This is a genomic window from Qipengyuania sp. RANM35 (genome assembly GCF_041021145.2).
GTDB classification, from domain to species: domain Bacteria; phylum Pseudomonadota; class Alphaproteobacteria; order Sphingomonadales; family Sphingomonadaceae; genus Qipengyuania; species Qipengyuania soli.
This window is the reverse complement of the sequence record NZ_CM196433.1, coordinates 722,868-745,043: the sequence shown is the minus strand read 5'-3', so window position 1 is coordinate 745,043 and position 22,176 is coordinate 722,868. Positions and strand designations below refer to the sequence as shown.

At 63.5% G+C, this 22,176-nt stretch carries 22 protein-coding genes, 1 tRNA gene and 1 other RNA gene; 6 read left to right on the top strand and 18 right to left on the bottom strand.

Features of this window, described 5'->3' with window-relative positions; all coding sequences use genetic code 11:
• The first annotated feature begins 114 nt into the window (after positions 1-114).
• Positions 115-357 carry a hypothetical protein gene (locus tag RAM60_RS03755; protein ID WP_369025508.1) on the top strand — a complete coding sequence of 81 codons (243 nt, stop codon included), beginning with the start codon at positions 115-117 and terminating at the stop codon, positions 355-357.
• Here RAM60_RS03755 and RAM60_RS03750 read toward each other — a convergent pair.
• Genes RAM60_RS03750 through RAM60_RS03740 form a run of 3 tightly spaced genes read right to left on the bottom strand, consistent with a single transcriptional unit; the run spans position 341 to position 3,096 of the window.
• Positions 341-1,165: a CDP-alcohol phosphatidyltransferase family protein gene (locus RAM60_RS03750; RefSeq protein ID WP_369025509.1), complete on the bottom strand. Its 825-nt coding sequence runs from the start codon at positions 1,163-1,165 to the stop codon at positions 341-343. The genes RAM60_RS03755 and RAM60_RS03750 overlap by 17 nt on opposite strands.
• The gene (locus RAM60_RS03745) at positions 1,162-1,914 is read right to left on the bottom strand and encodes a phosphatidylserine decarboxylase (RefSeq protein ID WP_369025510.1); all 753 of its coding nucleotides are present in this window, start codon (positions 1,912-1,914) and stop codon (positions 1,162-1,164) included. Before RAM60_RS03745 ends, RAM60_RS03750 begins: the two co-directional genes overlap by 4 nt.
• Positions 1,915-1,953: 39 nt before the next feature.
• The gene (locus RAM60_RS03740; RefSeq protein ID WP_369025511.1) at positions 1,954-3,096 is read right to left on the bottom strand and encodes a beta-ketoacyl-ACP synthase III; all 1,143 of its coding nucleotides are present in this window, start codon (positions 3,094-3,096) and stop codon (positions 1,954-1,956) included.
• Between the two features lie 77 nt (positions 3,097-3,173).
• Between RAM60_RS03740 and RAM60_RS03735 the strand changes: the two genes are divergently transcribed.
• On the top strand, positions 3,174-3,899 hold the full coding sequence (locus RAM60_RS03735; RefSeq protein ID WP_369025512.1) for a Crp/Fnr family transcriptional regulator: 726 nt from the start codon (positions 3,174-3,176) through the stop codon (positions 3,897-3,899).
• Positions 3,900-3,926: 27 nt separating this feature from the next.
• On the opposite strand, the gene RAM60_RS03730 is transcribed toward RAM60_RS03735, so the two are convergent.
• A tRNA-Tyr gene (locus RAM60_RS03730) sits at positions 3,927-4,012 on the bottom strand.
• A gap of 151 nt (positions 4,013-4,163) precedes the next feature.
• On the opposite strand from RAM60_RS03730, the gene rlmB reads away from it, so the two are divergent.
• A complete protein-coding gene (gene rlmB, locus RAM60_RS03725) occupies positions 4,164-4,952 on the top strand; it encodes a 23S rRNA (guanosine(2251)-2'-O)-methyltransferase RlmB (protein WP_200984164.1) in 789 nt (262 codons plus the stop codon).
• Positions 4,953-4,970: 18 nt separating this feature from the next.
• Entirely contained in the window at positions 4,971-5,819 is an 849-nt protein-coding gene (locus RAM60_RS03720; protein WP_369025513.1) for a hypothetical protein, read from the top strand.
• A 100-nt stretch (positions 5,820-5,919) separates the two neighbouring features.
• On the opposite strand, the gene RAM60_RS03715 is transcribed toward RAM60_RS03720, so the two are convergent.
• The 10 genes from RAM60_RS03715 to RAM60_RS03670 form a co-directional block, all read right to left on the bottom strand.
• Positions 5,920-6,192: an HU family DNA-binding protein gene (locus RAM60_RS03715; RefSeq protein WP_200983307.1), complete on the bottom strand. Its 273-nt coding sequence runs from the start codon at positions 6,190-6,192 to the stop codon at positions 5,920-5,922.
• Between the two features lie 254 nt (positions 6,193-6,446).
• Positions 6,447-8,840, bottom strand: a complete 2,394-nt coding sequence (gene lon, locus RAM60_RS03710; RefSeq protein ID WP_369025514.1) for an endopeptidase La — start codon at positions 8,838-8,840, stop codon at positions 6,447-6,449.
• A 118-nt stretch (positions 8,841-8,958) separates the two neighbouring features.
• Entirely contained in the window at positions 8,959-9,294 is a 336-nt protein-coding gene (locus RAM60_RS03705; protein WP_200983303.1) for a YbaB/EbfC family nucleoid-associated protein, read from the bottom strand.
• The gene (locus RAM60_RS03700; protein WP_369025515.1) at positions 9,291-11,102 is read right to left on the bottom strand and encodes a DNA polymerase III subunit gamma/tau; all 1,812 of its coding nucleotides are present in this window, start codon (positions 11,100-11,102) and stop codon (positions 9,291-9,293) included. The genes RAM60_RS03705 and RAM60_RS03700 overlap by 4 nt, the downstream gene beginning before the upstream one ends.
• A gap of 5 nt (positions 11,103-11,107) precedes the next feature.
• Complete coding sequence (locus RAM60_RS03695) at positions 11,108-11,743, bottom strand: hypothetical protein (RefSeq protein WP_369025516.1); 636 nt, start codon at positions 11,741-11,743, stop codon at positions 11,108-11,110.
• Positions 11,744-11,797: 54 nt separating this feature from the next.
• An RNA gene (gene ffs / locus RAM60_RS03690) (signal recognition particle sRNA small type) lies at positions 11,798-11,892 on the bottom strand.
• A 34-nt stretch (positions 11,893-11,926) separates the two neighbouring features.
• A complete protein-coding gene (locus tag RAM60_RS03685) occupies positions 11,927-12,205 on the bottom strand; it encodes an ETC complex I subunit (protein WP_369025517.1) in 279 nt (92 codons plus the stop codon).
• A gap of 18 nt (positions 12,206-12,223) precedes the next feature.
• Positions 12,224-14,647, bottom strand: coding sequence for an ATP-dependent helicase HrpB (gene hrpB / locus RAM60_RS03680; protein ID WP_369025518.1), 2,424 nt, complete (start codon positions 14,645-14,647; stop codon positions 12,224-12,226).
• Positions 14,648-14,678: 31 nt separating this feature from the next.
• Entirely contained in the window at positions 14,679-15,695 is a 1,017-nt protein-coding gene (locus RAM60_RS03675; RefSeq protein ID WP_369025519.1) for an aldo/keto reductase, read from the bottom strand.
• A 50-nt stretch (positions 15,696-15,745) separates the two neighbouring features.
• Entirely contained in the window at positions 15,746-16,762 is a 1,017-nt protein-coding gene (locus tag RAM60_RS03670; RefSeq protein WP_369025520.1) for a polyprenyl synthetase family protein, read from the bottom strand.
• A gap of 65 nt (positions 16,763-16,827) precedes the next feature.
• Between RAM60_RS03670 and RAM60_RS03665 the strand changes: the two genes are divergently transcribed.
• Complete coding sequence (locus tag RAM60_RS03665; protein WP_369025521.1) at positions 16,828-17,124, top strand: chorismate mutase; 297 nt, start codon at positions 16,828-16,830, stop codon at positions 17,122-17,124.
• Here the strand turns inward: RAM60_RS03665 and RAM60_RS03660 are convergent, their stop codons facing one another.
• The 4 genes from RAM60_RS03660 to RAM60_RS03645 form a co-directional block, all read right to left on the bottom strand.
• Positions 17,125-18,462, bottom strand: coding sequence for a sensor histidine kinase (locus RAM60_RS03660; RefSeq protein ID WP_369026146.1), 1,338 nt, complete (start codon positions 18,460-18,462; stop codon positions 17,125-17,127). It abuts the gene before it with no gap.
• Between the two features lie 109 nt (positions 18,463-18,571).
• Positions 18,572-19,249, bottom strand: a complete 678-nt coding sequence (locus tag RAM60_RS03655; protein WP_369025522.1) for a response regulator transcription factor — start codon at positions 19,247-19,249, stop codon at positions 18,572-18,574.
• A gap of 96 nt (positions 19,250-19,345) precedes the next feature.
• A complete protein-coding gene (locus RAM60_RS03650; RefSeq protein WP_200983286.1) occupies positions 19,346-19,651 on the bottom strand; it encodes a PepSY domain-containing protein in 306 nt (101 codons plus the stop codon).
• 71 nt (positions 19,652-19,722) lie between these two features.
• Positions 19,723-20,439 carry an SIMPL domain-containing protein gene (locus RAM60_RS03645; RefSeq protein ID WP_369025523.1) on the bottom strand — a complete coding sequence of 239 codons (717 nt, stop codon included), beginning with the start codon at positions 20,437-20,439 and terminating at the stop codon, positions 19,723-19,725.
• Positions 20,440-20,574: 135 nt separating this feature from the next.
• Here RAM60_RS03645 and RAM60_RS03640 point away from each other — a divergent pair, with 135 nt between their 5' ends.
• Positions 20,575-22,143, top strand: a complete 1,569-nt coding sequence (locus RAM60_RS03640) for an amidohydrolase family protein (RefSeq protein ID WP_369025524.1) — start codon at positions 20,575-20,577, stop codon at positions 22,141-22,143.
• The last annotated feature ends 33 nt before the right edge of the window (positions 22,144-22,176 follow it).

Genomic DNA, 22,176 nt, shown 5'->3' with positions numbered 1-22,176 from the left:
AAACCGAGAACATTGTTCTCATCGCCGGAACCGCCGGCGGGCAATAAGGGTTTTCCACTAGATTTCCCCGGCCTGTCAACAGGCAAGTCGACAGCCGGGCAGGGAGAATTTGCAATGTTCGCACTGTTCCTGACCGCCGTCGTCGCCCTCACTTTCGTGGCAGCAACGGCTGTGCTCGCCGATAGCGGACTGCGCTGGTGGTCCGCTTTCGGCCAGCTGCGTCGCGAAGTCGCACGCACGGCGATCGTCGCACCGTTGCCGGTGCTGCGCAGCCCGATTACCTCTGGCGGATGTTCCGGTTTCGACCGCTCGCCGGCTCGGCCTGTCGCGAAGGTTTCGCTCAGCCGCGCCGCTTGACGCGTGAATACCGCATCAGCGTGAACGGCAGCAGCGCGAGGTAGCCGATACCGATTGCGCTTAGCGTCCACCAGGGTTCCACCAGCAGCGCGGCGAACATCAGGCCGACGAAAGCCAGTACCCAGATCCTGATCCCGCGGCGCGGACGAAGCGATGTCCAGCTGGGCGTCGCCATGCTGGAAATCATGAGCAAGGCGACCGCGACCAGCCATGGCGCGACCAGAACAGGCTCACGAAATGCCTCGAGGCCTGTTGCCGACCACAAGTAGAACGGCATGAACGCCAGCCCTGCCCCCATCGGTGCTGGAACACCGGTGAGGAAGCCCAGTGACTTGTGCGGCTGTTCGTCCATGTCGATCTGGGCATTGAAGCGCGCAAGCCTGAGAGCACAGCAGATCGCCAGCGCCAGCGCGGCAAACCAGCCCCAGCGCGGCTCGACCGAGAGCGACCAGAGATAGATGATGATCGCGGGTGCGGTCCCGAAGCTGAGCGAGTCCGCCAAGCTGTCCAGTTCCGCCCCGAAACGCGATTGCGCTTTCAGGAGCCGCGCAATCCTGCCGTCGATGCCGTCGAGCAGCCCCGCAACGATAATCGCGACAGCCGCAGCAGCCCACTGTTCCGAAATCGCGAACCTGATCCCGGTAAGACCCGAACACAGCGCCGCAGCAGTGATCGCGTTGGGCGCCATCGCACGCAGCGTCAGCCCGCGCGATTTGCCCATCAGCGGCCTCTCGTCCTCGGCTGACTTGGGGCCGAGGCGAGCGCGCTCTTCCGGCTCCGGCGTGGGCTCGGGCGGCAACAGGCTCACTGCGCCACGCCCTCGATCAGCTTCTGCGTACCGATTTCGGCGAGCACAGTCTCACCCGCAATGATCCTCTGGCCGAGCATGACCTTCGAATCGGTCCCTGCGGGCAGGTAAACGTCGACGCGGCTGCCGAACCGGATGAGGCCCACGCGCTGGCCCACGCCAACCGTATCGCCCGGCTTGACGAAGGGGACGATGCGCCGCGCCACCAGTCCGGCGATCTGGGTAAAGCCGATTTTCAGCCCGTCCATCCGTTCGATCAAGATGTGCTGGCGCTCGTTCTCCTCGCTCGCCTTGTCGAGGCCCGCGTCGACGAAACTTCCCGGGATATAGATAACCCGGCGGATTGTGCCCGCCACGGGGGCGCGATTGATGTGCACGTCGAAAACCGACATGAAGATCGAGATGCGAGTAACCGGGCCCGGTTGCAGACCACTATGCTCGGTACCGTCGTCGATCATCAATTCCTTGGGCGGTTCGACCTGCTTTATCAGCGTGACCAGCCCGTCCGCCGGCGCGACGATGACGCGATCATCCTGCGGCACCACGCGCTCGGGATCGCGGAAGAAAGCAAACACACCGACCGAAAGCAGCAGCAGCGGCCAGCCAACGATTTCCCAATCGAGACCGAACAGAAAACCGAGGCTGATCACCACGGCGATCAGGCCAAACTTGCGGCCTTCGGGATGGATGGGGGGGAAGGACCAGCGGACATCGCCGCGGCCCTGATTATCGAGAAGATCACCTGCCATGAAGGGCACTTAGGCGCACAATCCCAGCGCCACAAGGCGTCAGGCGGCCTTGCGTACGAACACTGTCCCTGCCGAATAGCCTGCACCGAAACTGCAAATCAGGCCCGTGTCGCCCCCTTTCAGGTCCGCGCTGTGGAGGTGGAAAGCGATAATCGAGCCTGCACTCGAAGTATTCCCGTAAGTGTCGAGAACGGTCGGGCTTTCGTCGGCATCCGCCTCGTGACCTAACACGCGGTGGGCGATCAAACGGTTCATGCCCGTGTTCGCCTGGTGAAGCCACAGGCGGCGCAGTCCCTTAGGATCGATACCCAGCCGCTCCGCCTCGGTGACGATCATTTCCGCGACCATCGGCACCACTTCCTTGAAGACCTTGCGCCCTTCCTGGACGAACAGCTTGTCCGCCCCGCCCTTGCTCTCCGGATAGGCGCGGTTGAGGAAGCCGAAGTTGTTGCGGATGTTGTTGGAGAACACGGTCTTCAGGCGCGTGCCCAGAATGTCCCAATGTTCCTTCGGAGCGATCGCGGCATCCTCGACAAGGACAGCGGTTGCGACATCGCCGAAGATGAAATGGCTGTCGCGGTCGCGCCAGTTGAGGTGGCCGCTGGTGATTTCCGGACTGACCACCAGCACACTCTTCGCATTGCCTGCGCGAATGTAGTCGGCGGCGGTCTGGATACCGAAAGTCGCGCTTGAGCAGGCGACATTCATGTCGAAGCCGAAGCCGTCGATCCCCAACGCCTGCTGGATCTCGATAGCCATCGCCGGATAGGGCCGCTCCATGTTGGAGGCTGCGCACAGCACCGCATCCACATCTTCCGCCTTGCGTCCGGCACGCGCCAATGCATCGCGCGCCGCCTTCACCCCGATCTCGGCGAGGATTGAAAGCTCGTCGTTCGACCGCTCGGGCCAGCGTGGGGCCATGATTTCAGGATCGAGCACCGGCGCCTTGGCCATGACATGCCGTGCCTTGATACCGCTTGCCTTCTCGATGAACTCGACCGAGCTTTCCTGCAGCGGCTCCATCTCGCCGGCCTCGATGGCATTCACATGGGCGGCGTTGTGGCGCCGCACAAACTCGTTGAAACTGGCGACCAGTTCCTCGTTCGTGATGCTCTCTTCGGGCGTGAAGAGGCCCGTTGCGGAAATGACGGGACGGCCGGTCAGCGCTGTATCGTGTGTCATGGCCGGCGGGATTAGGCCCCTGTTGGAATTGGAGCAAGCGGTTGGCAGTATCGCCTCACCGGACTATGACAATTGCGATGGATCAATCGCACGCCAACTCGACTGTGAATTTCTGCCAGTCCTGCGCAATCCGCAACCGTGCGATTTGCGCCGACCTCGACGAACAGGAGATCGGCGTTCTCAACAAGCTGGGCCGTCGTCGCCGTATACAGGCTGGCGAACAGCTGTTGTGGGAAGGTGACGAAGCCCTCTTGGTGGCCAACGTCATCGAGGGCGTCCTGAAGCTCTCTACCCAGACATCGGATGGACGCGAGCAGATCCTTGGACTCGCCTACCCTTCCGATTTCCTGGGCCGACCGTTCGGCGAGACCGCCCCTTATGGGGTGGAGGCACTGACCGATGCTTATGTCTGCGTATTCGAAAGGCGCGATTTCGACCGCTTCACCCGCGAACACCCGCGCTTGGAGCACAAGCTGTTGGAGCGCACCCTGGCCGAGCTCGACAAGACGAGGCGCTGGATGCTGCTTCTCGGCCGGCTCAATGCGGAACAGAAGCTCGCGACGTTCCTCCTCGAAATTGCCGATCGCCTGAGCGAGAAAACCTGCGCTGCGATCCACTTGGGCCCATCCGAGCACATCACCCTGCCCTTGTCGCGCCAGCAGATTGCCGACGTCCTCGGGCTCACGATCGAGACGGTCAGCCGGCAGCTGACGAAGCTGAAGAAGGACGGCTTGATCGATCTTCCCGCACGGCGCGAAGTCGTGATTCTCGACGCAGCAGGGCTTTCCCACCGCGCGAACTGACCGCCATCTGCTGTGAAGAAGGGCGGGTGGTGGACAGGGCTGGATTCGAACCAGCGTACGCTTGCACGGGCAGATTTACAGTCTGCTGCCTTTAACCACTCGGCCACCTGTCCACACGGGTTCGCCCGATCTCGCTAGGGAGAAAATGCTGGGGAAGCCATATGGCTCCCCGGCCGAGAGGCGCCCCTTTGGCGAAGCGGCGCTTGCCTGTCAATGGCCTCGCTGGCAGAGGCCGCATTCGAAGTTTCTGACTGGAAGAATATGATGGCCAAAGGCGAACGCAAGCGCGCCCTGCGCGGCCGCGCGGGCAGGATGAAGGGAGGTCGCGGAAGCGGCCGGGCAAGTAGCGGAGCCGTGCGGCTCTGGGGCCGACATGCGGTCGAAGCAGCACTGAAAAACCCCGATCGCGTCCACCGCAAACTGTGGGCAACGCGCGAAGGAGTCGAATCGCTCGACGGCGAGTTGCCGCAAGACTTCCCGCTCGAGTACGCCGATGTCGCCGACCTCGCGCGCCTCGTCGCCAAGGATGCGCCGCACCAGGGGCTCGTCCTAGAATGCGCGCCGCTCGAGGACATCCATCTCGACGAAGTGCTGGGCGGCGATCCCGATGCGCCGATTGTGGTGCTCGACCAGGTTACCGATCCGCACAATGTCGGCGCGATCATGCGCTCTGCAGCAGCTTTCGGTGCCGCCGCGATCGTCACGCAGGATCGCCATGCTCCGCCCGAAGGCGGCGTTATTGCCAAGTCGGCCTCTGGCGCACTCGAAGTCCTGCCATGGGTCCGCGTGGTCAACCTTGCCCGCGCGCTCGAACAGCTGGCCGAAGCCGGATACTGGCGCATCGGGCTGACCGGCTCGGCTGAGGCGACGCTGGCCGAGGCCCTGCCCGCAGGCCCCGTTGCCTTGGTCCTCGGAGCGGAAGGCGAAGGCATGCGCCACAATATCGAGGCGCATTGCGACGCACTCGCCAAGCTTCCGATCGGTGACACGATCGAAAGCCTCAACGTTTCGAATGCTGCCGCGATTGCGCTATACGCCGTGGCAACTCGATAGACATTCCAAGGGGGGAAAATGATTTCGACCAAGATACGCGCGGCTGCGCTGGCAGGTGTCAGTGCGTTCATGCTGAGCGGGTGCCTGCTGACACCGGGCAAGTTCGCGAGCGAACTGCACCTTATGAAGGACGGCAGCTTCTCGTACGCCTACGACGGCGAAATCCAGATGCTGGCCCTGAGCAAACTCGCGGAAATGGGAAACAAGACCGAGGAAGAGTTCAAGGCCGAGTGCTGGAACGACGATTTCGAGGAGCGTGATTGCACTTCTGACGAGGTCGCGGAACAGAAGAAGGATTGGGAGACCGGGGCCGCCGAACGTCGCGAGAAGAAGGCACAGGAAGCCGAACAGATGAAGGCATTCCTCGGCGGGATCGATCCTTCAAATCCCGAAGCGGCAAAGGAACTTGCGGAACGGCTGCAACGGCAGCGCGGCTGGAACGCGGTGGTCTACAAGGGCGACGGCCTGTTCGACGTCGATTTCGCGATTTCGGGACAGCTCTCGCACGACTTTGCATTCCCGACGATAGAGAAGCTGCCGATGGCCAATGTCTTCGTCAGCGTGAACCTGCGCGATGAAGAGCAGGTTAGGATTGATGCGCCCGGCTTCGCGGCCATGGGTGGCGGCAATCCGATGCAGGGCATGATGTCCGGGCTGGCCGGCCTTGGTGCCATGGCGAGTGAGGGCGGCGAGAGCGTGCCCAAGTTCGCCACGCCCGAAGGCACCTTTGCCATCGTCACGGACGGGCGTATTCTTGCGAACAATACCGACGAGGGCCCCAAGGCCGATGCCAAGGGGCAGCGGCTGGCATGGGCGATAACCGCCCGCACGGAACAGGCCCCCACGGCACTCATCGCGTTTGACTGAGAAACGAAAAACGCCGCACCTGCCATGAGCGGGTGCGGCGTGTTCTTTAGCCATGGACGCTGCGTCTGCGATCGCGACGCCGTGGCGGAACCTCAGTCTGTCAGTTGACCGAATCCTTGAGGCCCTTGCCGGCCTTGAACTTCGGCTGGTTCGATGCCTTGATGGTCATCGGTTCGCCAGTGCGCGGGTTGCGGCCGGTCGAGGCCTTGCGTTTCGCGACCGAGAACGTGCCGAAGCCAACCAGGCGGACTTCATCGCCCTTGGACAGTGCCTTGGTGATCGAATCGAACACGCCCTCGACGGCGCTCGAAGCATCACTCTTGGAAAGGCCACTGGCATCGGCAACCGCGCTGATCAGGTCGTTCTTGTTCATTTGTGGGAACCCCCTCGTTCTTTTCGAAAAAAAATGTTCGGTGAATCGCCTTCCCGAATGCGGGGGAATTGAGAGTTTTTTGACCCGGGTGTCAAAGCCAAATTCGGCCAAAATGCGACGTTTTCGGCCCTGAATCGGGTCAAGACGAGGTGAACGCGCCGTTTACTTTGGCGCGCTCACTGACAGGTCTTTTTTGGCAACGGATTATTGACCCGCCAGTGGAGGCGAGTCGCTGCAGCGCACAATATCAAATGCTAATGTGCGGTCTGCGAAGGCGTTGCGGTGTGCGGGTGGTCGGGCTGGCTGGCCAGATCATCCGCCTCGGTCCATTCGATCGGCTCGGGCTTCGAAACCAGTGCGTGTTCGAGCACCTCGTCGACATGCGAGACGGCGACGATCTCGAGGCCTTCCTTCACATTGTCCGGAATCTCGGCCAGATCCTTCACGTTCTCCTCGGGAATCAGCACTTTCTTGATCCCGCCACGAAGCGCAGCGAGAAGCTTCTCCTTGAGACCGCCGATGGCCAGCACGCGACCACGCAATGTGACCTCGCCGGTCATCGCAACGTCCGGACGAACTGCAACGCCCGAAAGCGCGGATACGATCGAAGTGACCATGCCCACGCCTGCGCTTGGGCCATCCTTGGGCACCGCGCCTTCGGGAAGGTGGATGTGGATGTTGCGGCGCTGGAAGAGGCTAGGCTTGATCCCGTAGTGCGGGGCGCGGGCCTTCACGAAGCTGAAGGCAGCCGCGATGCTTTCGGTCATCACGTCGCCGAGCTTGCCGGTGGTCTTGATCTCGCCCTTGCCCGGCGTGGTGACGCTTTCGATGGTGAGCAACTCGCCGCCGACCTCGGTCCATGCAAGGCCCGTGACCGCCCCGACCTGCGCCTCTTCCTCGCCCATGCCGTGCTTGAACTTGCGCACGCCGGCATAGTCGCTGAGATTTTCGGTCGTTATCTCGATGCTCGTCGCCTTGCCTTCGAGGATCTTGCGCAGCGACTTGCGAGCCAGTCGTGCCAGTTCGCGCTCGAGCGTGCGGACGCCTGCCTCGCGCGTGTAATAGCGGATGAGATCGCGCAGCCCGTCCTCGGTCAGCGAGAACTCGCCCTTCTTGAGGCCATGTTCTTTGACCTGCTTGGGCAGCAGGTGGCGCTTGGCGATCTCGACCTTCTCGTCCTCGGTATAACCTTCGAGCCGGATTATCTCCATGCGGTCGAGCAGCGGCTGCGGCAGGTTGAGGCTGTTCGCGGTGGTCACGAACATGATGTCCGACAGGTCTAGGTCGAGCTCCAGATAATGGTCCTGGAACTTGTTGTTCTGCTCGGGGTCGAGCACCTCGAGCAGCGCCGATGCCGGATCGCCTCGAAAATCCTGTCCGAGCTTGTCGATTTCATCGAGCAGGAAAAGCGGGTTCGACTTGCCGGCCTTCTTGAGGTTGGTGACGATCTTGCCCGGGAGCGAGCCGATATAGGTGCGGCGGTGGCCGCGAATCTCGGCCTCGTCGCGCACGCCGCCCAGCGACTGGCGCACGAACTCGCGCCCCGTCGCCTTGGCGATGGACTTGCCGAGGCTGGTCTTGCCGACACCCGGAGGGCCGACGAGGCACAGGATCGGCCCCTTCAGCTTGCGGGTGCGCGCCTGCACCGCGAGGTATTCGATGATGCGGTCCTTGACCTTCTCGAGACCGTAGTGATCCGCATCGAGGATTTCCTGCGCCTTGGCGATGTCCTTCTTGACCTTGCTCTTCTTGCCCCAGGGGAGGCCGAGCAGCACGTCGAGATAGTTGCGGATGACGGTTGCCTCGGCGCTCATCGGCTGCATCGAACGCAGCTTCTTGAGTTCCGCCTCGGCCTTTTCGCGCGCTTCCTTGCTGAGCTTGGTCTTGGCGATCTTCTCGGTCAGTTCGGCAATCTCGTTGCCGCCATCCTCATCGCCGCCACCCAGCTCGTTCTGGATCGCCTTCAACTGCTCGTTGAGGTAATATTCGCGCTGCGTCTTCTCCATTTGCCGCTTCACGCGACCACGGATGCGACGCTCTACCTGCAGCACCGACAGCTCGCCTTCCATGAAGGACATGACCATCTCGAGCCGCTTCAGGGGATCATGTTCAACCAGAAGCGCCTGCTTGTCGGATACCTTGGCATTGATCGAGGCGGCGATCGTGTCGGCCAGTTCACCGGCATCGTCGATGTCGGTCAGCTGGTCGGCAGCATCCTCGCCGATCTTCTTGTTCAGCTTGGCATATTCGCCGAACTGCTCGATCACCTGGCGCATCATGGCCAGCACTTCGCTGCCCGATGCGGTCACGGCATCGCGGTAGGAAACCTCGGCGACGACATGATCGCCCTGCTCGACCAGCCGGTCGAGCGTGGCGCGACGCGAGCCCTGGACAAGCACGCGGACCGTGCCGTCGGGCAGCTTCAGGAGCTGGAGCACCTGCGCCACTACGCCGACGTCGTAGAGATCGTCACGCTCAGGGTCGTCGCAGCCCGGATCGAGCTGGGCGAGAAGGAAAATGTCCTTCGATCCCTCCATCGCGGTTTCCAGCGCGGCAACCGACTTGTCGCGACCCACGAAAAGCGGGACGACCATGCCGGGAAAGACGACGATGTCGCGAAGGGGAAGAAGGGGAAAGCTGGCAGTCATAGATCAATTCCGTCCGGGCCATTGGGGCCGTTTGACGGGAATATGGTGACGTAGTCCCCCCTTCGCAACGGATGGGGAAAAAGGTGTGTGGACGAGCGGAGGATTCCGCCCTTTCCGATCACATTCCCGGCAGCTTCATGCCTGGGGGAAGGCCGATGCCCTGCTGGATCTTGGCCATCTCCTCACCCGAAACGCGGTCCGCCTTGTCGCGCGCATCGTTGAAGGCGGCGGTGACGAGGTCCTCGACGATCTGCTTTTCTTCGGGTTTCATCAGGCTTTCGTCGATGGTCACGCCGAGGATGCGGCCGCGCGCGGTGGCGCGGACCTGCACAAGGCCGCCGCCGGCATTGCCGACGACTTCGAGTTCGTCGAGCTTGGCCTGCGCCTCGCCCATCTGCTTCTGGATGGTCTCGGCAGCCTTCTGGGCCTGTGCGAGCATCTCTTCCATGTTCATGCGTTTCTACTCCAGGGTATGTCGCGCCGACGGGGGGCATCGGCGCCGTCTTCGATCAGTTCGGCATCGGGAAAGGCCTCGAAAGCGGCCTTCACCAGCGGATGCGAGCGGGTTGCGGCAGCGGCAGCCTCGCGGGCGGCCTCCGCCTGTTCGACGAGCGAGGGAGCGCCCTCGCCGCCGGGAAACACCTCGACCGACCAGCGCTTGCCGGTCACTGCCAGCAGGGCATCGCGCAGCATTGGCAGGACGTCGTCGGTAAACTTCGGATCGCGCCCGAACTTGAGGATGCCGTCGGCCAGTTCCTGCACGCGAACCTGCAAGCGCATGACGCTCGCGGCAAGCGGCTGCCCCGCATGATCTATCTTGTCGACGAGCGTCGCCCAATCAAGCGTTGCGCTTGCAGCAGGCGTCGCGCTTTCCGCGTTCGTTGGGGTTTGCGAAGGCGCGGGCCCGCGCTCGGCGAGCTCTTCGAGTTTCTTCGCCAACTTGCCGGGATCGGGCATCTGACCTGCATGCATGACCCGCAACAAAGCCATGCGCAGCGAAACCAGCGGGTCTGGCGCAAGGCGCACCTCCTCGTGACCCTTGAGCAGGAGTTGCCAAAGGCGGTGCACCTGACCGACTTCCAGGGAGCTGGCCCAGCCTGAAATCTGATCGCGTTCCTCGGCGGTCGTCGCATCGACCTCGCCACCTGAAGCCTGCGCCAGCGCTATGCGGTGGGCGAGGTCCATTTGTGCGCGCACCAGCGCCAATGGTTCGACGCCAAGCGCATATTGCTCGTCAATCAGGCCTAGCAGCGATTTGCCTTCGCCCGCGAGGAGGTGGCCGAACAGGCGCCTCTGCGCGGTCTTATCTGCAAGCCCGAGCATGTCCCGAACGCGCTCTGCCGTGACCTTGCCCTCGGTCTCGAGGTCGGCATGGGCGATCGCCTGGTCGAGGATCGAAAGACCGTCGCGCGCCGAACCCTCGGCAGCGTTGGCGACAATGTGCAGGGCTTCGGGCTCGGCCTCTATGCCTTCCTTGCGGCAAATTTCGGCAAAGTGTGCCTGGAGCAATTCGACCGGAATCCGGCGCAGGTCGAAGCGCTGGGTGCGGCTGAGAACCGTGACCGGCAGCTTCTCGACCTCGGTGGTCGCGAAGAGAAACTTCACATGCGCCGGTGGCTCCTCAAGTGTTTTCAGCAAAGCATTGAAAGCATTGCGTGACAGCATGTGGACTTCGTCGATGATGTAGATCTTGTATCGCGCCGAGACGGCGGCATAGCGCACCGCCTCGATGATCTCGCGCACGTCGTCGACACCGGTGTGCGAGGCAGCGTCCATCTCGATCACGTCGATATGGCGGCCTTCCGCGATGGCACGGCAGGGCTCGCACTGACCACATGGGCTGATCGTCGGCCCGCCCTGCCCGTCCGGCCCGATGCAGTTGAGCGCCTTCGCGATGAGCCGGGCGGTCGAGGTTTTCCCGACCCCGCGGACGCCGGTCATCAGGAAGGCATGAGCGAGCCGGTCGCGCGCGATGGCATTAGCCAACGTGCGGACCATCGCCTCCTGACCAATAAGTTCGGCGAAGGTCTGCGGGCGGTACTTGCGGGCAAGAACGCGATAGGGTTGCGCGGCCTGTTTTGCCGGTTCTGGCGTGTCCGCTACCTGTGGATGAAGCGCTTCATTCGGCGCCGGAGGCTGCTCGGGAGCACTGAACATCGATTCCTGCCCGGCAGCCTCGAGATCGGCCGCGCTTGGCACGTCGGCTTTCTCGGCCTCGCTCTCCCACGGGAGGCCGTCTGGATTGTCCGGTGAATCACCCATGAGGGTTATCTAGTCACGCTTGTCCCGCTTGTCGAAGCGCTATCGGCAACTGTTCCGCCCAACCCGAGCTTTTTACCCCATTCAGAAGTCGGCAGGATGTCGGAGTACTCGAGTCCATAGCTCCCGATAGCCAGCAGGAGCGCCAAGATCGCTGCCCAACGCTTGTTTGTCTTCCAGGCCCAGATCACCGGCCCGAAGTAGATGAGCTTGTGAACGAAGAACCAGTATTCGGTGATCTTCGGAACGGCCCGCGTGAAAAGCAGGAGATGCAGGATCACGTTGACGGTCAGGATGCCGCCGAGGACATAACGCTTCCGCGCCCAGAAATTCTCGTCCAGCGACAGCCAGTCGTCAGGGGTGCGCGGAAAGACCAGCGCGGCCGACAGGAAATAGAGCAGCGCGACGACCAGCGCGACGAAGATCGTCGGCCAGTTGATCAGGATGATATCCCGCGCCGACCAGGTGAACAGCCAGAAGCTGCTGATGTCGAGCAGGACGAAAATCGCGAGCAGCGGCGTCAGCACACCGATCGGGCGTCGGCGGTGACCGTCGATGGCGTCGGCGAACCGCACCGCAACCTCGGCCACGGTAAGGCCCAGGAGAAGCCCGAAAAAGGAAAAGAAATACTCGAAATCGCTCATGCCCACCCCCCGGCGATGCGGGCAGCATGGATCAAGCGATCATTCGGGGAAAGTGGAAAAGGAGCCGGCCGACCCGCCGCAATCCACCTGGGCTGCTTCCTTCCGGACCTGACCCGGTGAGCGAACGCAAACGTCCGACCGACTCCCAGACGCGCATATGGCGACCGGTCGATGAAAAATCAATTACCGAAAATTGTCGGCGTAGGCCTGTAGCTTGAGGCCCTTGGGCGGGGTCGCATGGACGCGAGCGGTAATGCCGTAGCGCTCCGCATAGGCCTTCGCCTCATCCTTGCTCTCGAAGGTCAGCAGCACCTGTGCCTGCGTGTCGCCGCTGCCGGTCCAGCCCATCAGGGGATCGGGACGACGAGCCTCCGACTGCTCGAACTCGAGCACCCACTCGTCAGTCCGGGCCTTGCCCGACTGCATTGCGTTCTTCGGTCGCTGGTAGATTCGTGCTGCCATAGTGCGTGGGCCTCTAGTTCAACCTTCCGAGCGAGAAAAGGCGTTCTTGGTCTTCAAACTGGGCTTTTCGGCCCAAGGTTCCTCCGGCCAGCGATGCTTGGGGTAGCGGCCCTTCATCTCCTTGCGAACATCGGTCCAACTCCCACGCCAGAATCCGGGGAGGTCGCGTGTCGACTGGATCGGCCGGCCCGCCGGACTGGTGAGCTTGAGCAGGAGCGGCGTGTCACCGATCATCGGATGGCTTTCGAGTCCGAACAGGGCCTGCACGCGCACCTCGACGCTGGGGGCGTCGTCCCCGGAATAGTCGATCGGGTGGGTCGTCCCCGCTGGCGAGGTGAATTCGCGCGGTGCCAGCCGATCGAGCCGCTGCCGCGTGTCCCAGTCGAGCAGCGCGAGCAGTGCGTCCGTCAACTTGCCTCTGGGCAGGTCGAGATCGCGGCGACCGGCGAGCAGCGGTTCCAGCCACGCGGCGGCACTCGCAGCCAGGCCTTCGGATGAAATTTCGGAGATCCCGGCATGCCGCGCACGGGCAAGAAGCTCCGACGGGAGGAGTTTTGCCGGGTTCTCCAGTGCTTTATCCACAAGCATATCCACAATCGCCCGCGGGTCGGGCGACGGGTCCGAACCCGAGGACAGGGTGATCGCGCCGAAGCGTCTTTCAACGAGGGCCTCAACCCGCGAGCCGGTCCAGCGAAGCGACTGGCGGCGCTCCACGCGGTCGGGGAACCATGCCTCCAGCTCGTTTTCGTCGAGCGCGATGGCCGAGGTGATGCGGGCACCCTTGGCCTGCCCCTGGGCATCGCCGATGACGATGAAGTTCGTACGGGCCAGCGAGGTAGCAGGGTCGAGGGTAAAGCCCCTGCCACCGGCCGAAATCCAGTTCTCTCCGCTCGCATCCCTGCGTTTGGCGATGAACTCGGGTCGGCCTGCAGCGAGAAGGACCGCATCCCCGGGTTTGTCGCCCTGTCTCTTGTCGACCAGTTCCTCGGCGGCCCTCGCCCAGCGCGCGGCGAGCTTCCTGCTCGCCTCCGCACGCGGCGAGCGGTCCGCATCCCAGCGCGACAGACGCGCTTCCAGGTCCTCTCCACGACCTCCCAGACCGCGCTCCTGAAGCAGGAGAGCAAGGCGTGCCGTGCGCTCTGCCCGGCCATACTCAGCACCGAACAGCAGCGAGGCCGCACTCTGCGGGTCGAGCGGAAGACGGGCAAGCTTGCGCCCCCGATCCGTTATTCGTCCCTCTGAGTCGAGCGCACCCAGCGACAGGAGCGTGCTGCGCGCCGCCGCGACAAAAGCTTCTGGTGGTGGATCCAGCCATGCAAGTTCCGCCGGGTCTCCGCTCCCCCATTGGGCCAGCGCGAGGACAAGCGGCGCGAGGTCCGAAGTCAGCATCTCGGGCGGGTCGAACCGCGCCCGCCCGCCGTGGCCGCCCTCTTCCCACAGGCGATAGGCGACGCCTGGCCCCTGACGCGCTGCACGACCGGCACGCTGCGCCGAAGCAGCCTGGCTGGCGCGATGGGTGACGAGATGCGTCGTACCTGCAGCCCGGTCGAACTCGGCGCGGCGCGACAGGCCTGCGTCGACCACGACGGACACGCCATCGAGCGTCAGCGACGTCTCGGCAATGGCGGTCGCGAGCACAATCCGGCGGCGACCTTCCGGATCGCGGCGAATGGCGGCACGTTGTCCCGCCGGCTCGATCTGCCCGTGTAACGGCAGGACCAGCGCCGAGGGTAGCCGCGTCTCCAGCCGCTCGCGCGTTCGCTCGATCTCGCCGACGCCAGGGAGGAAGGCGAGGATGTCGCCCTCTTCCTGCTTCCAGGCTGTGGCGATGGCCGATGTCATCGCATCCTCGATACGTTCTTGAGGCGAGGAGCCAAGCCACTCGATCCGTAGCGGGTGCGCCCTGCCCTCGCTCTCGATGACTGGCGTATCGCCGCCCAGAAGGGTGGCGAAGCGCGCACCGTCGATCGTCGCCGACATGACCAGAACGCGCAGGTCCTCGCGCAAGACACTTCGGCTTTCGAGCGCCAGTGCCAGGCCGAGATCACTGTCCAGGTGCCGTTCGTGCGCCTCGTCGAACAGCACCGCGGACACGCCCTCCAGCTCGGGATCGGCGAGGATGGTGTTCACGAAGATCGCCTCGGTCACCACGAGGATGCGGGTCTTCGCCGAGCGCTTGCTGTCGAGGCGAGTCAGGTAGCCGACGGTTTCGCCCGGCTTCTCGCCCAACATTTCCGCCATCCGGTCCGCCGCCGCCCTCGCGGCGACGCGGCGCGGAGAGGTCAGGATGACCGTGCCCTTGCACCATTCCTCCTTGATCAACGCAGGCGCAACGGCGGTCGTCTTGCCCGCACCCGGCGGCGCAATCAGCACCGCCCCGCTCGTCCGGCGCAGTGCGGCGAGCAGGTCGGGTAGCACGGAGTCGATCGGTAGGCTGGTCACGCCAGCCTGATGCGGATGCCGGGCTCTCGTATCAACCCATCGGGTACATGATTTCGCGCGAAACCGCGTTGATCGCCTTCAGCGTCTCTTCGCTCAGGACGACATCGGCAGCGGCGAGGATTTCATCGACCTGGTCCTGCCGGCTTGCGCCGACAATGGTCGAGGCGACGAAATCGTGCTGTTTCGACCAGGCGACCGCCAGCGTCACGGGGCTCATGTCGAGACCCTGCGCGATCTCGGCGAAACGCGCGGTCGAGGCGAGTGACTTGTCGTTGACGAAGCGCTTGGCCATCGTCGCCTGGCGTCCGCCGATCTCGAGATAGCGCGAGAAGCGCGCGCCCTCCGGTCGTGCGCCATCGGCATACTTGCCCGACAGAACCCCGCCGCCGATCGGCGAATAGGGGATCAGACTCACGCCTTCCTTGCGGCAGACCTGCGCAAGTTCGTCCTCGAACCGGCGGTTGTTGAGGCTGAAATTGTTCTGGATTGTCTGGTAGCGCACCGTCCCCAGCCGCTCTGCGGTTGAGATTGATTTCATCAGCCCCCAGCTCGTCTCGTTGGAGCAGCCGGTGATCCGCACCTTGCCCGCACGCACCAGCTCGTCGAGCACTTCCATGGTTTCATCATAGGGCGTGTCGTGGTCGGGCCAGTGGGTCTGGTAGAGGTCGATGTAGTCAGTGCCGAGCTTTTTCAGGCTGTCCTCGACCGCGACCATGATGTTGCGCCGGTCGAGCGCGGTCATGCCTTCGCGCTTGGGGCTGCGGAACCAGACGTGGCTCGGGCCCGAGACCTTTGTGGCGAGAATGATCGCATCGCGCGGCTTGGTCTTGAGCCATTTGCCGACGATTTCCTCGGTCCGGCCGACGTACTTCTTGTCCGGCGGGACGGGATAGCCCTCGGCCGTGTCGAAGAAATTGATCCCGGCATCGAAACTCTGGTCGAGGATGCGCAGCGCCTCCGCCTCGTCGGTCTGGCTGCCGAAGGTCATCGTCCCCATGCAGATATCCGAAACGACGATGGCCGAGGTGCCGAGGCGCTTGAATTGCATGGGGAATGGTCTCCTGATCCGGTTGCGACCCGGTTTCGGTGTGAGGGATGTCAGTAACCCCGGGCTACGGCGAAGAGGGCGGCCTGCGTCATCGCCTGCCGCGCCCTGCTGTCGGGGAAGATCGACAGCGCGTCGATCGCGCGCTGGGCGAAATGGCGCGCACGGGCGCGGGTGTCGGCCACGGCATTGTGCCGGTCGATCAGCTTGATCGCGTGGTCGAGGTCTTCGTCGCTGGTGCGGTGTCCGGCGATGGCGGCCTTCCAGAAGGTCCGCTCTTCCTCGTCCCCGCGAGCGTAGGCGAGGATGACGGGCAGCGTCATCTTGCCTTCGCGGAAGTCGTCGCCACGGTCCTTGCCCATGGTGGCGGCGTTGGAATCATAGTCCAGCGCATCGTCGACCAGTTGGAAGGCTACGCCGAGGTTGCGACCATATTCGTCGAGCGCCTGCTCCTGCTCCTCGCTGCATTCGGCGACAACTGCCGCGATGCGGCTGGCAGCGGCGAAGAGCGCGGCGGTCTTGGCCCGGATGATGTGGAGGTAGCGCTGCTCGCTCGTGTCGATCTTGCGCTGGGCAGTCAGCTGGTCGACCTCGCCCTCGGCAATGATCGCGCTGGCGCTGGAAAGGATCTTGAGAACCTTGAGGCTGCCGTCCTCGACCATCAGTTCGAAGGCGCGGCTGAACAGGAAGTCGCCGACCAGCACGGTCGCCGGATTGCCGAAGATGATGTTGGCCGCTGCCTTCCCGCGCCTGAGGTCGCTGCCATCGACGACATCGTCATGCAGCAGGGTTGCGGTATGGATGAACTCCACCGCCGCGGCGAGCTTGTAGTGCCGGGCACCGTTGTATCCGACGACCTCGGCCCCGGCGAGGGTAAGCATAGGGCGGAGGCGCTTGCCGCCACCCGAAATGAGATGACCCGCCAGCGCCGGGATTAGCGGCACTTCGCTTTGCATCCGGTCGAGAATGACCTGGTTGACCTGGTTCATGCCCGGAGCGGTCAGAGCCAGCATGGGCTCGATCGAGGCTTCGGGTTCCTTGCGCGGCAGGGGTACGACGTCGGCTGTCATTTCGGCTTGGCCATGGGCTGCACTTGCTTTCTTGGCAAGCGTGGATTCGGTGTTAGCGTGCTCAAATGAACAACGCGCCAGCCCAAGATCCGGTCCTCGCCAGCTATCGCCAGAGCATCGACAACATCGATGCCGCGCTGATCCACATTCTTGCGGAGCGATTCCGGATCACCCAGGCAGTCGGCGAGCACAAGGCGAAGAACTCCCTCCCCCCGGCCGATCCGGGACGAGAACAGTCCCAGATTGCGCGGCTGCGGCGCTTGGCAGAGGAAAGCCAGCTCGATCCCGAGTTCAGCGAGAAGTTCATCCGCTTCATCATCGACGAGGTGATCCGCCACCACGAACAGGCGCGGCAAGGATAATCAGCCGGCCCGCGGCAGACTGAGCCTCACCAGCAGTCCGCCAAGATCTTCGCTCTCGCCGAGATCGACCGAACCGCCATAGATTTCCGCAACGTCGCGTACGATAGCAAGGCCAAGGCCCGTACCTGGCTTGCCCGTGTCGAGGCGCGCGCCGCGATCGAAGATGCGGGTGCGTTCCTTTTCCGGAATGCCGGTTCCATCATCCTCGACCCAGATCACGCATTGTTCCGAGCCGGGTTCGGCATCGATCGTCGCGAATACGCTGCCACCGCCGTACTTGGCCGCATTCTCGATCAGATTGCCGAGAATTTCATCGAGATCCTGCCGTTCGATGCTGACGGCTGCCTGCTTGTTGCCGTCGAGATCGAAACGGGTGTGCTCGTAGATGCGTGTCACCGCGCGAAGGACACTCTCGGCGCTCGGCCAGACCTCGGCGTAGCTGTGACCTGATGCCCGTCGGCCCACGGCTCGCGCCCGCGCAAGATGGTGCTCGACGTGGCGTTGCATCGTCTTGGTTTCGCGGAAAACGAGGTCGGCGAGCTGCGGATCGCGCGCGGTCGCCGCGTTGGTGAGAACGGTCAGCGGTGTCTTGAGCGCATGGGCGAGGTTGCCGGCATGGGTACGTGCTTCCTCGGCCTGCTTCTCGGTGTGGGCGAGCAGTGCGTTGATTTCCTCGACCAGCGGTTCGACTTCGAGCGGTAGCGGCTCCTCGATGCGGTTGCTGCCCTTGCTGCGCATAGACTGGATCGCAGCACGCACGCGCCGCAAGGGCGATAGGCCATACCAACTCTGCAACATAGCCATGGCCATCAGGCCGAGACCGAGAGCGAGGAAGCTCCAGACCAGGATCGAGTGGATGCGGCTTGTCTGGTAATCGAGCTCCTCGCGCGCGGATGCCACGGCGAATGTCCAGCGGGTCTCGCTGTCGGGCAGGATCACCGAGCGCTCGACGATACGCAGCGGCTCGTCCTTGAACTGATCGGAATCGTAGAAATGGGGGTCCGTGTCGAAGTGGTTTTCGCGCAGCTTCAATGGCGTGTCCCACAAGGAGCGCGAAGGCTTCGCCTCCAGCGAATAGGACGGCGTATCTTCCTGTCCCTGACCCGAGATCTGCCAGTAGAGTCCGCTGTTGGGTTCGAGGAAGCGCGGCTCGCCCAATGGGCGGTTGAAATAAACCTCACCGTCAGGCCCGATTTCCGACACCACGATCATCGAATTGAGCAGGTATTCGAGCTGGTCGTCGAAATTGCTCTCGATCATGCGCGTCAGCGTGCGATCGAGCAGGAAACCCCCTCCGACGAGGAGCACGCCGATCCACACGGCGGCGATCGCCATCATGCGGGTGGCGAGACTGCGCCGCCGCTGGGGCGCAGCCGCTATCGGCTCACCGGGAGCCCCGCCGGCCGGCGCCTCGATCTCCTGCGTAGCCCGCGACAGGGCGTCAGGCTCAGGCGCGCGGCTGGTCGGCGGGATCGTCGAGGCTGTATCCAAGTCCACGGATCGTCGTGATTACATCCGCACCCAGCTTCTTGCGGATGCGAGTGACGAAAACCTCGATCGTGTTCGAATCGCGATCGAAATCCTGGTCGTAGATGTGTTCGATGAGTTCGGTCCGGCTGACCACCTTGCCCTTGTGGTGCATGAGGTAGCTGAGGAGCTTGTATTCCTGCGCAGTCAGCTTGACAGGTTCACCCCTCAACGTGACGCGGCCCGAGCGCGTATCCAGCCGGACATCGCCCGCAGTCAGTTCGCTCGAAGTATTGCCCGACGCGCGACGAATGAGCGCGCGCAGGCGGGCGATCAATTCCTCGGTCTGGAAGGGCTTGGCTAGGTAATCGTCCGCCCCGGCATCGAGGCCCGCGACTTTGTCGCTCCAACTGTCGCGGGCAGTGAGCACCAGGACGGGGAAGCTGCGTCCCTCCTTGCGCCACATGCCGAGGACGGTCAGGCCGTCGATTTCGGGCAGCCCGAGGTCGAGGATGACGGCATCGTAATCCTCTGTGCTGCCCATGAAATGGCCGTCTTCGCCATCGGTGGACAGGTCCACTGCGTAACCGGTTTGCTCCAGCGTCGATTTAAGCTGTTGGCCGAGCGTGGGCTCGTCCTCGACGATCAGGATCCTCATGAATGTCCGTCCTTGGATAGTTTGTGACGCATTTCGTTCATGTAGATGAACGCGTCAACCTGAACGGAGTTTCGCACCCGCGAAACCATTGGGAAATCACTTGCTACGGCGAAGGATCTTGCCGGTGCGCGCATCGACATCGACGAACAGCACGCGGCCGTCCTTGATGAACTTCAGGCGATAGGCGAGTGCCGTCGGGTCGTAAGCCGGGCCGAGGTATTCGGCGCCCTTCATGCTCGGCAGGATGCGCGCCTCGATATCGCGCAGGCGCATGATGTTGCCCGCACTCATCTCGCGACGTGCCTCGCCCTGTTCGTTGCTGCGCTGTGCGAACGCAGGCGCGGCCGCAACCGGACCGGCAAGGATGCCAAAGGCAAGAATGGAGGCGAGGATGCGCTTCATGATGTCGCCATGCCTAAGCCCGCCGCATTGAACAAGGTGTGAATGTTCACGGCGGCGGGCGTTCAGCAAGTTCAGCGGGTGAGCTCGTACTTCAATGTCAAGGTAACCTGCGAGGCGACACGGCCCGGACGGGTCGGTGTGGACGCCTGCAGCGCGACTGCCGTCGGCACCGCACGTTCCATCATATTGTAGACTGGTTGCTGGTATCCGAGCTGCTCCTCCACTGCGAGCAGGCGGACGCCCGAATAGCCGCTCATGCGTGCGTAGTCGGCAGCCTGCGAGGCAGCTGCCTTGAATGCCGCCGCTCGGGCCTGCGCCTTCTGCGGTTCGTCGTCGACTATGCCCCACACCGGACCGCTCAGATTATTCGCGCCAGCCGCAACGAGGGCATCGAGCACAGGGCCTATCTTCTTGAGGTCGCGCAATTCCACCGAGACGTTGTTCGCGGCGTCGTAGCCGAGAAAGCGTTGAACGTTGTTCGGTCCGTAACTGTACTGCGGGCTCAGCGTAATGCCTGTCGTCTGGACATACTCGTCAGCGATTCCGAGTTGGCGCAGGCGGGTCAGCACCTTCTCCATCTCGGTCGCGTTGAGCCGCATCGCCTCGACCGCAGTCATCGCGCGGGTGGTGACGCCCGCACCGACCATTGCCTTGTCCGGATCGCCCAGCACCTGCTGCGAGACCTGGAGCTCGACGACGGGTCCCTGCGTGGCAATCGCGACCTCGGCAGCCTGGGCCTGGCCCGCCGCAGCGGCAGCGAGAACGACTGGAATTGCAAAAGCTTTCATGGGTTTGCTCCTTGGGGTTCGCAGCAATTGTCGCGAAAGCTCGTTTACGGTTGGCTGAACGGATGTGTTCCCGCCCGTGGCCCTTCCCATGGCCGGAACGAACCGATAGACCGGAAGGCAACGGGAGGGACTTCGATGCGAATTGCGCGACACATGCTGGCGGCACTGGCGCTGGCCTTGGCCACGACTGCGGTGGCACAGCAGGGCATGGAGCCGGTTCCTTCCCGCCCGACTGGCGAAGGCGAGGGTCCTTTCGGCAAGCTGCTTATTACCGGAGCTTCGGTTATCGAAGGCACGGGCACCCCACCCATGGGGCCGGTCGACATCCTCGTCGAGGGTAACAGGATCGCACAGCTCTATCCCGGCGGCGCACCCGAGGATGTTCGCAGGGCAGCGCAGAAGACCGTCGATGCGAAGGGCATGTTCGTCCTGCCCGGTTTCGTCGACGTCCATGGCCACAATGGCGATCCCGACAAGGCGCCCCAGCCCTCCTATGGATACAAGCTCTGGCTCGCCCACGGGGTGACCACGGTGCGCGGCGTCAGCTTCTATTTCGGTCCGGGCTCGCCCGACATTTCCGATACCCAGCGCAGCGCCGCCAACACCATCACCGCCCCGCGCCTGATCCCCTACGCCGTATTCGGCGACAAGTGGTCGCGCGGCGATCCGGACACGCCGACCAAGGCACGCGAGTGGGTGCGCTGGGCCAAGGCGAACGGATACTGGGGCGTCAAGTTCTTCAACTCCGAGACGCCCGAGGTGTTCAAGGCGGCACTCGACGAGGCGGAGCTGCAGCAGATGGGCACCGTTGCCCACCTCGCCCAGACCGGCGTTGCAGAAGTGACCGCGCGCAAGGCGGTCGAACTCGGGCTCGACGGCGTCACTCACTTCTACGGCCATTTCGAAAGCCTGCTGAAGGACGGTCGCCTGGTCCGCTATCCGGACAACTACAATTACATGGACGAGCAGTCCCGCTTCGGGTGGGTCGCCCGGCTTGCCCCGCAGACAGTCGAGCCAGGCAGCGACGAGTGGAACGAGTATGTCGATTTCCTGATCGACAAGCACGTCACCATGAGCCCGACGTTCAACATCTATTCCGCCAGCCGAGACGTGATGCGTGCCCGCGGCTTCGACTGGCATGCCAAGTACACGCTGCCGTCGCTGATGAACTACTATGCCCCGAGCCCGACCAATCATGGCAGCTACTACAAGGATTGGACGACCGAGGACGAGGTCGCCTGGCGCGGCTTCTACGAAAAGTGGTTCAAGCTGGTGCACGACTTCCACCGCAAGGGCGGGCGCGTCACTGCGGGGTCCGATCCGGGCTATATCTACCAGACCTGGGGCTTCGCCTACATCGGCGAGCTCGAAATGCTGCGCGAGGCGGGCCTGACCCCGCTCGAGGTCATTCGCGCCGCCACCATCGACGGCGCGCGCGAGATCTACGCACCACTGGGCCAGGAACCGCCGATGGGCCGCATCGCCGTGGGCAAGCTCGCCGATCTCGTCATCGTGCCGGAGAACCCCCTCGCCAATCTCAAGGTGCTTTACGGCACCGGTCATACACGCCTCAATCGCGAGACGGGGGTGATCGAGCAGGTCGGTGGGGTGCGCTGGACCGTCAAGGACGGCATCGTCTACGACGCTCCAGCCCTGCTTGCCGACGTGGCCCGCATGGTCGAGGAACAGAAGGCCGCCCGCTAGCGGCTTGCGGAGCGGCGCGCGCGCGACTACCTC

Coding starts and splice junctions, on each gene's coding strand:
- RAM60_RS03660 (WP_369026146.1), bottom strand. CDS start 18,462: ATGATGGCGATCGCCGCCGTGTGGATCGGCGTGCTCCTCGTCGGAGGG.
- lon (WP_369025514.1), bottom strand. CDS start 8,840: ATGACTGCCAGCTTTCCCCTTCTTCCCCTTCGCGACATCGTCGTCTTT.
- RAM60_RS03670 (WP_369025520.1), bottom strand. CDS start 16,762: ATGACAGCCGACGTCGTACCCCTGCCGCGCAAGGAACCCGAAGCCTCG.
- rlmB (WP_200984164.1), top strand. CDS start 4,164: ATGGCCAAAGGCGAACGCAAGCGCGCCCTGCGCGGCCGCGCGGGCAGG.
- RAM60_RS03700 (WP_369025515.1), bottom strand. CDS start 11,102: ATGGGTGATTCACCGGACAATCCAGACGGCCTCCCGTGGGAGAGCGAG.
- RAM60_RS03745 (WP_369025510.1), bottom strand. CDS start 1,914: ATGGCAGGTGATCTTCTCGATAATCAGGGCCGCGGCGATGTCCGCTGG.
- RAM60_RS03715 (WP_200983307.1), bottom strand. CDS start 6,192: ATGAACAAGAACGACCTGATCAGCGCGGTTGCCGATGCCAGTGGCCTT.
- RAM60_RS03720 (WP_369025513.1), top strand. CDS start 4,971: ATGATTTCGACCAAGATACGCGCGGCTGCGCTGGCAGGTGTCAGTGCG.
- RAM60_RS03685 (WP_369025517.1), bottom strand. CDS start 12,205: ATGGCAGCACGAATCTACCAGCGACCGAAGAACGCAATGCAGTCGGGC.
- RAM60_RS03640 (WP_369025524.1), top strand. CDS start 20,575: ATGCGAATTGCGCGACACATGCTGGCGGCACTGGCGCTGGCCTTGGCC.
- RAM60_RS03735 (WP_369025512.1), top strand. CDS start 3,174: ATGGATCAATCGCACGCCAACTCGACTGTGAATTTCTGCCAGTCCTGC.
- RAM60_RS03650 (WP_200983286.1), bottom strand. CDS start 19,651: ATGAAGCGCATCCTCGCCTCCATTCTTGCCTTTGGCATCCTTGCCGGT.
- RAM60_RS03755 (WP_369025508.1), top strand. CDS start 115: ATGTTCGCACTGTTCCTGACCGCCGTCGTCGCCCTCACTTTCGTGGCA.
- RAM60_RS03655 (WP_369025522.1), bottom strand. CDS start 19,249: ATGAGGATCCTGATCGTCGAGGACGAGCCCACGCTCGGCCAACAGCTT.
- RAM60_RS03695 (WP_369025516.1), bottom strand. CDS start 11,743: ATGAGCGATTTCGAGTATTTCTTTTCCTTTTTCGGGCTTCTCCTGGGC.
- RAM60_RS03675 (WP_369025519.1), bottom strand. CDS start 15,695: ATGCAATTCAAGCGCCTCGGCACCTCGGCCATCGTCGTTTCGGATATC.
- RAM60_RS03645 (WP_369025523.1), bottom strand. CDS start 20,439: ATGAAAGCTTTTGCAATTCCAGTCGTTCTCGCTGCCGCTGCGGCGGGC.
- RAM60_RS03665 (WP_369025521.1), top strand. CDS start 16,828: ATGAACAACGCGCCAGCCCAAGATCCGGTCCTCGCCAGCTATCGCCAG.
- RAM60_RS03740 (WP_369025511.1), bottom strand. CDS start 3,096: ATGACACACGATACAGCGCTGACCGGCCGTCCCGTCATTTCCGCAACG.
- RAM60_RS03705 (WP_200983303.1), bottom strand. CDS start 9,294: ATGAACATGGAAGAGATGCTCGCACAGGCCCAGAAGGCTGCCGAGACC.